The organism is Kluyvera sp. (genome assembly GCF_047971185.1).
Classification (GTDB): domain Bacteria; phylum Pseudomonadota; class Gammaproteobacteria; order Enterobacterales; family Enterobacteriaceae; genus Kluyvera.
In genome coordinates this window covers 19,929-28,878 of record NZ_JBKDZH010000101.1, presented here as the reverse complement: position 1 = coordinate 28,878, position 8,950 = coordinate 19,929, and the positions used below count along the sequence as shown (strand labels likewise).

The window sequence follows — 8,950 nt, the reverse complement described above, 5'->3', positions numbered from 1 at the left end:
GGCGTTGGCGCGCACGCCCATGCCCGCCGCTTTAATATTGGTTTCATTATTCACCGTAACCCGCGAATAGTTTGCCGAGAGTTCCCGTCCCAGGTTGATGCCATCGGAACTGTAGGCGCTGGTTGTCGCCTTGTAATTTTCAATGACAATATTACCGCCACCGTTTTTGGTATGGATGCCATCGGATAACATCCCGGCAGTGTTAACGGTGAGATCGTTAAACTTGTAATTTTCACCGTTCATATAGATAGCCCAGCCTTTCAGCCCGCTGGTTGACGCTATCGCATTGGTGGTGATAACGACTTCATCATAGTTGGTATAGTCGCTGTTGTTGCCGTTCGTATTACCGGATGAATAGTAATAGAGGGTGTTATTCGCATTTAACGTGTCGGCATACACGGCGGTCGCACTGATATTTGCCGCCAGCAATGCGACGGTGATGCACAGCGCTAACTTCCTGGGTTTTAAGGGTATCGGCATCATAATAAACTCCTTATTATCTTCCTTTAGTGTTGTTGCCAGAATTTGTTATTAATATTTAATTGATGCATAGAGCCACCTGCTTAATAAGCAACAGGAGACCGTTCATGGCGTGTTCGCATGATTTTTTAAAACTATTGTTTATTCATTCATTAAATTCAGATTGCAGGCCTCCCTCACCCCGCAAGGCGATCGCCATAACAATGGAAATAAATTATTCGTTTACATTTAAAGTGCGTGTGAAAAGCGAAACAGCGTATTAATATCAGCGCCCATTTTCTTCTCCGCGCGACGCTTGGCGGCATACACCGTGCGAATGTCTACATGGAGTTGATCGGCCAGCTGATTACAGGCCTCACCCGCTATCAGCGCCTTCAGCACATCAAACTCCAGCGTCGATAGCGCTTCCCCACGGAAGAAGACATCGCGTCGGTAGATAAATCTTTTTCTGAGCTTCTCACAGGCCGTATTCAGCGTATCCTGATGATAGATAATCAGGAAGATATCCTTAGAATGCTTAAACCAATAGTTCGCCAATGGCCTGAGGTGTTTATCGCATACAATAACGATCTTTAGTTTTGTCTCGCGTAAATAATCTATCCACTTTTTATTAGTAAAAAAACGCAGATAGCTGATAGAAAAATCGACAAAAATACAGCCGAGGTACAAATAGTTATAGCTTTGCTTAAGAAGCCCTTCCATGATCCCCAGAGAAAAATAGCCGCTGGTCTCCGGCCAGGTACAAAAACAATAGCTCTGGCAAAATGCAACGCGCAGAGAGGCGTTGGGCTTAACCTCACAGTTTGAAGGGCAACTCATACAGTTGATTCTTCCACAATCATTATTTAGCGACGTCATTGTCCCCTCCTTATCCGTGATCGAATAATTTCATCGAGGTAAAATATTGTCAATATGCATTTCTGAGCCATGTTTTTATAAAAATGACAGTTGAACAATATTCCTATTCAACGAAGAGTTAGTGAAAGATAACCATGCGGAAATAAAGAGGAAAGCAGGCGGAAGAATATCTTCCGGGTAAGCATCCAGGAATATTACGAATGTAAATCAGATTAATACAACAAAAATACTCTACGGGACAATTAATCATGAGATAAATCATTCATAACAATATAATCACGACAGGCAACGATGAATATTAATCATCATACAGAAATCGCATCAGGAATAGAAAAAATAATACAAAAATGGGGTTACAAATAAAAAGTGGAGCGTTGAACGCTCCACTTTTTATTATTACAGGGCGTCAGTGACGATTCTGGCGGCGGCGGCAAGCACATCACGACGGCTTTCCGCTTTCTGTTCCGGCTGGGTAAAGTAGGTCACCAGCACGAGCGGCGCGCGTCCCTGTGGCCAGATGACCGCAATGTCATTGGTGGTGCCGTAATCACCGCTGCCGGTTTTATCCCCGACCACCCAGGATTTTGGCAGACCAGCCTGAATACTGGCCGCACCGGTGGTGTTGCCCTTCAGCCACGTCACCAGCTGCGCGCGCTGGGTTTCGCCTAGCGCGTTACCTAACGTCAGATGGCGGAGCGTCTGTGCCATTGCCAGCGGCGTAGTGGTATCACGCGGGTCGCCGGGAATCGCCGTATTGAGCGTCGGCTCGGTACGGTCGAGGCGGAAGGTGCGATCGCCGATAGCACGCGCAAACGCCGTCACCTCGCCAGGCCCACCGAGATGAGTAATCAGCTTATTCATGGCGGTATTATCGCTGTATTGCAGCGCCGCCGCGCTGAGCTCCGCCAGCGTCATCGTACCGTTAACGTGCTTTTCGGCTATCGGATTGTAGTTCGTCAGGTCTGACAATTTGATCTCAACACGCTGATTTAACAGATCCTTATCCGCCTCGCTCTGTTTGAGCACCGCCGCCGCCGCCATCACCTTGCTGGTACTGCACATGGCAAAACGTTCGTCGGCGCGGTAGAGCGTCTGGGCGTTATTGGCGGTATCAATCAGCGCCACCCCCAACCGCCCACCGCTACTTTTTTCCAGCGCCGCCAGCTGCTGCTGAACATCCTTCGTCTGCGCATACAGCGGCGCGCTGCCCAACAGCAGCGGAATACACGCTGCTGCCATTAACATTGTCCGCTGAACGATCGTTCCCACCATCTCTGACTCCTGAAAAATTGCATTCGTGTGGGTGAAGTATTCACAGTCAGCACAAAAAGTAAAAAATAAAACGCCCTAACCTTCTCAGCGAACACTGTAGCGACAAAACCAGGAGAAAAGCATTTTCGGAATAACGCCAGAAAAATAGGCGTAAAATCAATGTGGTTAATGAGGATAAAAGTGGGAAAATGAGCGTCGCCAGAATGAAATTTATTACCGTATGAAATTAAAGTGTCGCCGAATCACGACAGTCGTAAGTAACTAAAAATTAATAAAAAAATCCCTCTTGTCTCCCTCATTTTTTAGGCGTACATTAGCGCCATCTGGAGCACAACAGCACAGAATTTCTGAGGTGATGCCAGCCGCGAAAGACGTCCGTTTTTTTCGTCGGTTGTTACCAACTCGCAGTACTACTACCGTTCATGAAAGCGTAGAAGAAAGATACGCGGAGAGCTGAGTCGTGAAATATTTCTTTATGGGCATTTCCTTTATGGTCATCGTTTTTGCCGGTACGTTTGCCCTGATGATCTAGTCGCTAAAAAAGCAAAAAAAAACAGGAGCCATCCGGCTCCTGTTTGCGTTTCTGCGCCGGGGAAATTACCCCGCCGATTTGTGTTCTGACGGCAGCAGACCGTCGGCGCGGAACATCGATTTAATACCGCGCACCGCCTGACGAATGCGATCGCGGTTCTCAATCAACGCAAAACGCACGTGGGTATCGCCATAGTCGCCAAAACCGATGCCCGGCGAAACGCACACTTTGGCGTCCTGCAGCAGCTTCCTGGCGAACTCGAGCGAGCCCATCGCCGCGTACTGTTCGGGAATCTTAGCCCACACGTACATCGAGGCCTTGGGCATTTCAACCATCCAGCCCGCTTCATGCAGCCCTTTCACCAGCACGTCGCGGCGACGTTTATACTGCGCGGCGATATCGTGGACGCACTGCTGGTCTCCTTCCAGCGCGGCAATCGCCGCCACCTGCAGCGGAGTAAAGGTACCGTAATCGTGGTAGCTCTTAATCCGCGCCAGGGCGTTAACCAGCGTCTTATTCCCGACCATAAAGCCAATACGCCAGCCTGCCATATTGTAGCTTTTTGACAGCGTGAAAAACTCTACCGCTACGTCGCGCGCACCGGGCACCTGCATAATCGACGGCGCTTTCCAGCCGTCGTAAACGATATCCGCGTAGGCCAGATCATGCACCACCAGCACGTCATAGCGTTTAGCCAGCGCAACCACTTTTTCGAAGAACTCCAGCTCAACGCACTGGGCGGTTGGGTTTGACGGGAAGCCGAGGATCATCATCTTCGGTTTCGGGTAGCTTTCGCGAATCGCGCGTTCCAGCTCGTTAAAGAAATCGACGCCTTCCACCAGCGGGACGGAACGTACCTGCGCGCCGGCAATCACCGCGCCGTAAATATGAATCGGGTAGCTCGGGTTCGGCACCAGTACGGTGTCGCCATGATCGAGGGTAGCGAGCATCAGGTGCGCCAGCCCCTCTTTCGAGCCAATGGTGACGATCGCTTCGCTTTCCGGGTCGATCGCTACGTCATACCGATCCTGATACCAGCGCGAAATAGCGCGGCGCAGGCGCGGGATGCCGCGTGACGTTGAGTAACCATGGGTATCCGGGCGCTGGGCCACGGTGCAGAGCTTTTCGACAATGTGCGCAGGCGTGGCGCCGTCTGGGTTCCCCATGCTGAAATCAATAATATCTTCGCCGCGCCGACGCGCAGCCATCTTCAGTTCAGCGGTAATATTAAAAACATACGGGGGTAAACGATCGATACGCGTAAAACGGCGTTCAGAGCTGGAATCAGCCATAGGTTCCTCAGGATTACGTTAGCGCCCGAACCGTTCGAGCGACGCTGCCACCGATGTGGCATGAACAGAAAATAACCTGAAAAAATTGACGCTGTCGAGGGGTAAGTAAAAAAATATTTCCGCAGCTAAAAGAGGAACGTTCAAAAACGAGAAGCATTCATGTTTATGAGCAATAAGCGAAAAATAAAACATAAAAACAACAATATATTATCTATTGTGTTTCATTGCCTCGCGGTCGGAGTGACATAAATTCGCCATCCCTTCCAGCTAAAACCCTTTGCCAATCAATCCCCTTTTAAAATCATGGTTTTTCCCTATTCCCCGTACTGCTGGTCATCTGCCGTCGGGTTACTTATCATAAGATTTTCCTGAAAACATTCGGCGCTCCCCATGCACGAAATATTCGATATGCTGCTCGCGGTCTTCGACCGGGCCGCATTAATGCTGATTTGCCTCTTTTTCCTGATCCGTATCCGGCTGTTCCGCGAACTGCTACACAAAACCGCCCACACGGCGAAAGAACTGCTGGCGGTAAGCGTTATCTTCTCGATGTTTGCCATCTTCAGCACCTGGTCCGGCGTGCCGGTTGAAGGCTCGCTGGTGAACGTGCGTATCATCGCGGTGATGTCGGGCGGTATCCTCTTTGGGCCGTGGGTCGGCGGGATAGTGGGGATCATCGCCGGGGTCCACCGCTATCTCATTGACGCGGGTAGCGTCACCGCCGTTCCGTGCTTTATCACCAGCATTATTGCCGGGATCCTGTCGGGGCTGATCAACCGCCGGGTGCCGAAAGAGCTGCACTGGAAGATCGGTATTCTCGGCGGCATGCTGTGTGAAACCCTGACCATGATTCTGGTGATCGTCTGGGCGCCCAGCATCGCGCTCGGCGTCGATATCGTGTCAAAAATCGGCATTCCGATGATTGCCGGCAGCGTATGTATCGGTTTTATCGTCCTGCTGGTGCAGAGCGTTGAGGGTGAAAAAGAGGCCAGCGCGGCGCGCCAGGCCAAGCTGGCACTGGATATCGCCAACAAAACGCTGCCGCTGTTTCGTCAGATTAACAGCGACACCCTGCGGCAGATTTGCGACATCATCCGTCAGGACATTCGCGCTGACGCGGTCGCCATCACCAATACCGACCGCGTGCTGGCCTACGTCGGCGTTGGGGAAGATAACTACCACAACAATGATGACTCGATCAGCCCCGTCACCCGCCAGGCGATCAACAACGGTAAAATCATCATTAAAAACAATGATGAAGCCTACCGCACGCCGGAAATCCACTCGATGCTGGTTATCCCGCTGTCGGAAAAAGGCGTGATCACCGGTACGCTGAAGATCTACTACTGCCACGCGCACCAGATCACCTCATCCTTACAGGAGATGGCCATCGGGCTGTCGCAGATAATCTCTACGCAGCTGGAAGTCTCCCGCGCCGAGCAGCTGCGCGAGATGGCAAATAAGGCAGAGCTGCGCGCGCTACAGAGCAAAATCAATCCTCATTTCTTGTTTAACGCGCTGAACGCCATTTCGTCTTCCATTCGCCTCAATCCGGACACCGCGCGGCAGCTGATTTTCAATCTATCGCGCTACCTGCGCTATAACATTGAATTGAAAGACGATGAGCAGATTGATATCCGCCGGGAGCTGTACCAGATTAAGGACTACATCGCCATTGAACAGGCGCGCTTTGGCGACAAGCTGACGGTGATCTACGATATTGATGACGAAGTGAACTGCGTGATCCCGAGCCTGCTGATCCAGCCGCTGGTCGAGAACGCCATCGTGCACGGCATCCAGCGCAGCAAAGGTAAAGGCGTGGTGACCATCAGCATTGCCGAGTCCGGCAACCGCGTGCGCATTGGCGTGCGCGATACCGGGCCGGGTATCGACCCGCAGGTGGTGGCGCGCGTGGAGGCCAACGAGATGCCGGGCAATAAGATTGGCCTGTTGAACGTCCATCATCGGGTTAAACTGCTGTACGGCGAAGGTCTGCACATACGTCGCCTCGATCCAGGCACGGAAATCGCGTTCTATATTCCTAACCAGCGCACCTCCGTTCCGGCGGCCGCCACCTTATTGCCCTAACCCGGAGTAACCATGAAAGTCATCATTGTTGAAGATGAATTCCTGGCACAACAGGAGTTGACCTGGCTGATTCAGCAGCACAGCCAGATGGAGATTGTTGGTACCTTTGACGACGGTCTGGACGTGCTGCGTTATTTGCAGCACAACAAAGTGGACGCCATTTTCCTCGATATCAACATTCCCTCGCTGGACGGCGTGCTGCTGGCGCAAAACATCAGCCAGTTCGCCCACAAGCCGTTCATCATCTTTATCACCGCGTGGAAAGAACATGCGGTTGAAGCCTTTGAGCTGGAAGCGTTCGACTACATTCTCAAACCGTATCAGGAAACACGCATCGTCAGCATGCTGCAAAAGCTGGAAGCGGCCTGGCAACAGCAGCAGTCGAGCGTTGTCGGCGGCAGCCCCAGCGCGCCGCGTGAAAACGACACCATCAACCTGGTGAAAGATGAACGCATCATCGTGACCCCCATCAGCGATATCTACTACGCTGAAGCCCACGAAAAAATGACCTTCGTCTATACCCGCCGCGAGTCGTACGTGATGCCGATGAACATCACCGAATTTTGCAGCAAGCTGCCGAGCAGCCACTTTTTCCGCTGCCATCGTTCGTTCTGCGTGAACCTGGATAAAATTCGCGAGATTGAGCCGTGGTTTAATAACACCTACATTCTGCGTCTGCGCGACCTTGAATTTCAGGTGCCGGTCAGCCGCAGTAAGGTGAAAGAGTTTCGGCAGATAATGCACTTATAGGTAGAATCGCAATCCTTTTTTCCGGCGCCAGTCTGGGATGACGCCGGAAAATAGAGGGGGATTACCCGCGCTACGCGACTCGCTTTTCCTGACCGCGCAGGAAGGATAAAGGTCCCGGGCCGCTGAGGGTGAACACCGAAATAAACGTAAAGCCTAAAGCAATCAGGCCCAGCACCAGATACGCGCCCTGGAAACCAATGCTTTCATACATGTTACCCGCAAATACCGACATAAAGATCATCGCCAGCTGTTTGAAGAAGCAGAAACACACCAGATAAATCGTGGCGGAGAAACGGACTTCAAACTGACTGGTAATATATTTAAAGCAGCCAACAATCAGGAACGGAACTTCAAACATATGTAACGTTTTGAGGACTACCACTTCCCACGCCGAAGTCGCAAACGACGATCCCACAATGCGCACCGACATAATCGTCCCGGCCAGCAGAAGCGCGTTCTTCCCGCCGATACGATTCACAATCAGAGGCGCAAAAAACATAATGGTGGCGTTCAGCAATTCGCCCATCGTGGTGACATAACCGAATACCCGAGTCCCCTGTTCACCGGAAGCGAAGAAAGAGGTAAAGAAATTCGCGAACTGCTGGTCAAATACATCATAAGTGCAGGAAACGCCGACGACATACAGGGAAAGGAACCACAGTTTTGGCTGTTTAAATAACTCCAGCGCAAGCTTCAGATTAAACGCGGTATGATTCGCGCCCACCGCATCGGCAACCGATGCGGATGCTGAGGTATCCGTTTTGGCAAAGAACAGTAACAGCGCCAGAATGACCGCGCAGCCTGAGCCTAGCCAGAAAACAAATTCGTTATTAATGGTGAACATAATACCGACAATCGAGGCACAGAGCGCCCAGCCGACGCAGCCAAACATGCGCGCACGGCCAAATTCGAAGTTACTGCGGCGGCTCACCTTTTCAATGTAGGCTTCAATCGCCGGTGCGCCAGCATTATAGATAAACCCGAGATAAATACCGCCGACGATCGACCCGAGTAAAATATTAAACTGCAGCAGCGGGCCGAAGACATAAATAAAGAACGGCGCAAACATCACCAGCATGCCGGTAATCACCCATAACAGATGCTTACGCAGGCCAAGCTTATCGGAGAGCAGACCAAAGATGGGCTGGAACAACAAAGAGAACAGTGAAATACAGGCAAAAATGATGCCGGTATCGCCTTTGCTGATGTTGTTGATGTCATGCAGCCAGATGGGGAAAAATGGGAAATAGGCCCCCATGATGAAAAAGTAAAAGAAGAAGAAAAAGCCAAATACCCAGAAGTTAGTATTTTTTAAATAATTCATTCGGACATCCTTTAGGCGCTTTTTGGGCTGCGCTCAACCTGAGCTCTGTTTCAGGTAGGCGTAGGAGACAAGCCCACATAAAGCCGAAATATGGGTGATAGGGAGAGCCTAAAGGCTGTCACCCCGTATGGAACCCCTCACTCCTCATACACGAAGGCGGGTTCCATTAGCCGCTGGCGTACCAGCACAATACCGTTAATGCTAGAAAATTGTGAGCGAGTAAAAACACATCTCAGGGGAATGAAGCAGCGGAACAGTACGTGATACTCAATGATTCCACGCCGCGCATCGCGCCAGCCAACACATCACCTTAAAGTGACCAGAGGATACTGAACAGCCCCGGCGTCATTTTGC

7 protein-coding genes and 1 pseudogene are annotated in these 8,950 nt (G+C 51.1%); 3 read left to right on the top strand and 5 right to left on the bottom strand.

The window, feature by feature from the left end; all coding sequences use genetic code 11:
• The 3 genes and pseudogenes from ACK5JN_RS20865 to blaCTX-M all read right to left on the bottom strand — a co-directional run.
• Positions 1-483: pseudogene (locus ACK5JN_RS20865) on the bottom strand (autotransporter outer membrane beta-barrel domain-containing protein); the annotation flags it as partial.
• 225 nt (positions 484-708) lie between these two features.
• A complete protein-coding gene (locus ACK5JN_RS20860; RefSeq protein WP_416871899.1) occupies positions 709-1,338 on the bottom strand; it encodes a helix-turn-helix transcriptional regulator in 630 nt (209 codons plus the stop codon).
• A 396-nt stretch (positions 1,339-1,734) separates the two neighbouring features.
• Complete coding sequence (blaCTX-M, locus tag ACK5JN_RS20855) at positions 1,735-2,610, bottom strand: CTX-M family extended-spectrum class A beta-lactamase (protein WP_416871898.1); 876 nt, start codon at positions 2,608-2,610, stop codon at positions 1,735-1,737.
• 460 nt (positions 2,611-3,070) lie between these two features.
• Here blaCTX-M and ypdK point away from each other — a divergent pair, with 460 nt between their 5' ends.
• Positions 3,071-3,142, top strand: coding sequence for a membrane protein YpdK (gene ypdK, locus ACK5JN_RS20850; RefSeq protein ID WP_100249902.1), 72 nt, complete (start codon positions 3,071-3,073; stop codon positions 3,140-3,142).
• Between the two features lie 65 nt (positions 3,143-3,207).
• Here the strand turns inward: ypdK and alaC are convergent, their stop codons facing one another.
• Positions 3,208-4,434 (bottom strand): alanine transaminase, encoded by a 1,227-nt coding sequence (alaC, locus tag ACK5JN_RS20845; protein ID WP_416871897.1) that lies wholly within the window; start codon positions 4,432-4,434, stop codon positions 3,208-3,210.
• Between the two features lie 390 nt (positions 4,435-4,824).
• Here alaC and ACK5JN_RS20840 point away from each other — a divergent pair, with 390 nt between their 5' ends.
• Together ACK5JN_RS20840 and ACK5JN_RS20835 are read left to right on the top strand one after the other, a co-directional pair.
• On the top strand, positions 4,825-6,522 hold the full coding sequence (locus ACK5JN_RS20840; protein WP_416871896.1) for a LytS/YhcK type 5TM receptor domain-containing protein: 1,698 nt from the start codon (positions 4,825-4,827) through the stop codon (positions 6,520-6,522).
• Between the two features lie 12 nt (positions 6,523-6,534).
• Positions 6,535-7,272, top strand: coding sequence for a LytR/AlgR family response regulator transcription factor (locus tag ACK5JN_RS20835; protein ID WP_416871895.1), 738 nt, complete (start codon positions 6,535-6,537; stop codon positions 7,270-7,272).
• 70 nt (positions 7,273-7,342) lie between these two features.
• Here ACK5JN_RS20835 and ACK5JN_RS20830 read toward each other — a convergent pair whose 3' ends face one another.
• Entirely contained in the window at positions 7,343-8,596 is a 1,254-nt protein-coding gene (locus ACK5JN_RS20830; protein ID WP_416871894.1) for an MFS transporter, read from the bottom strand.
• Positions 8,597-8,950 lie beyond the last annotated feature (354 nt).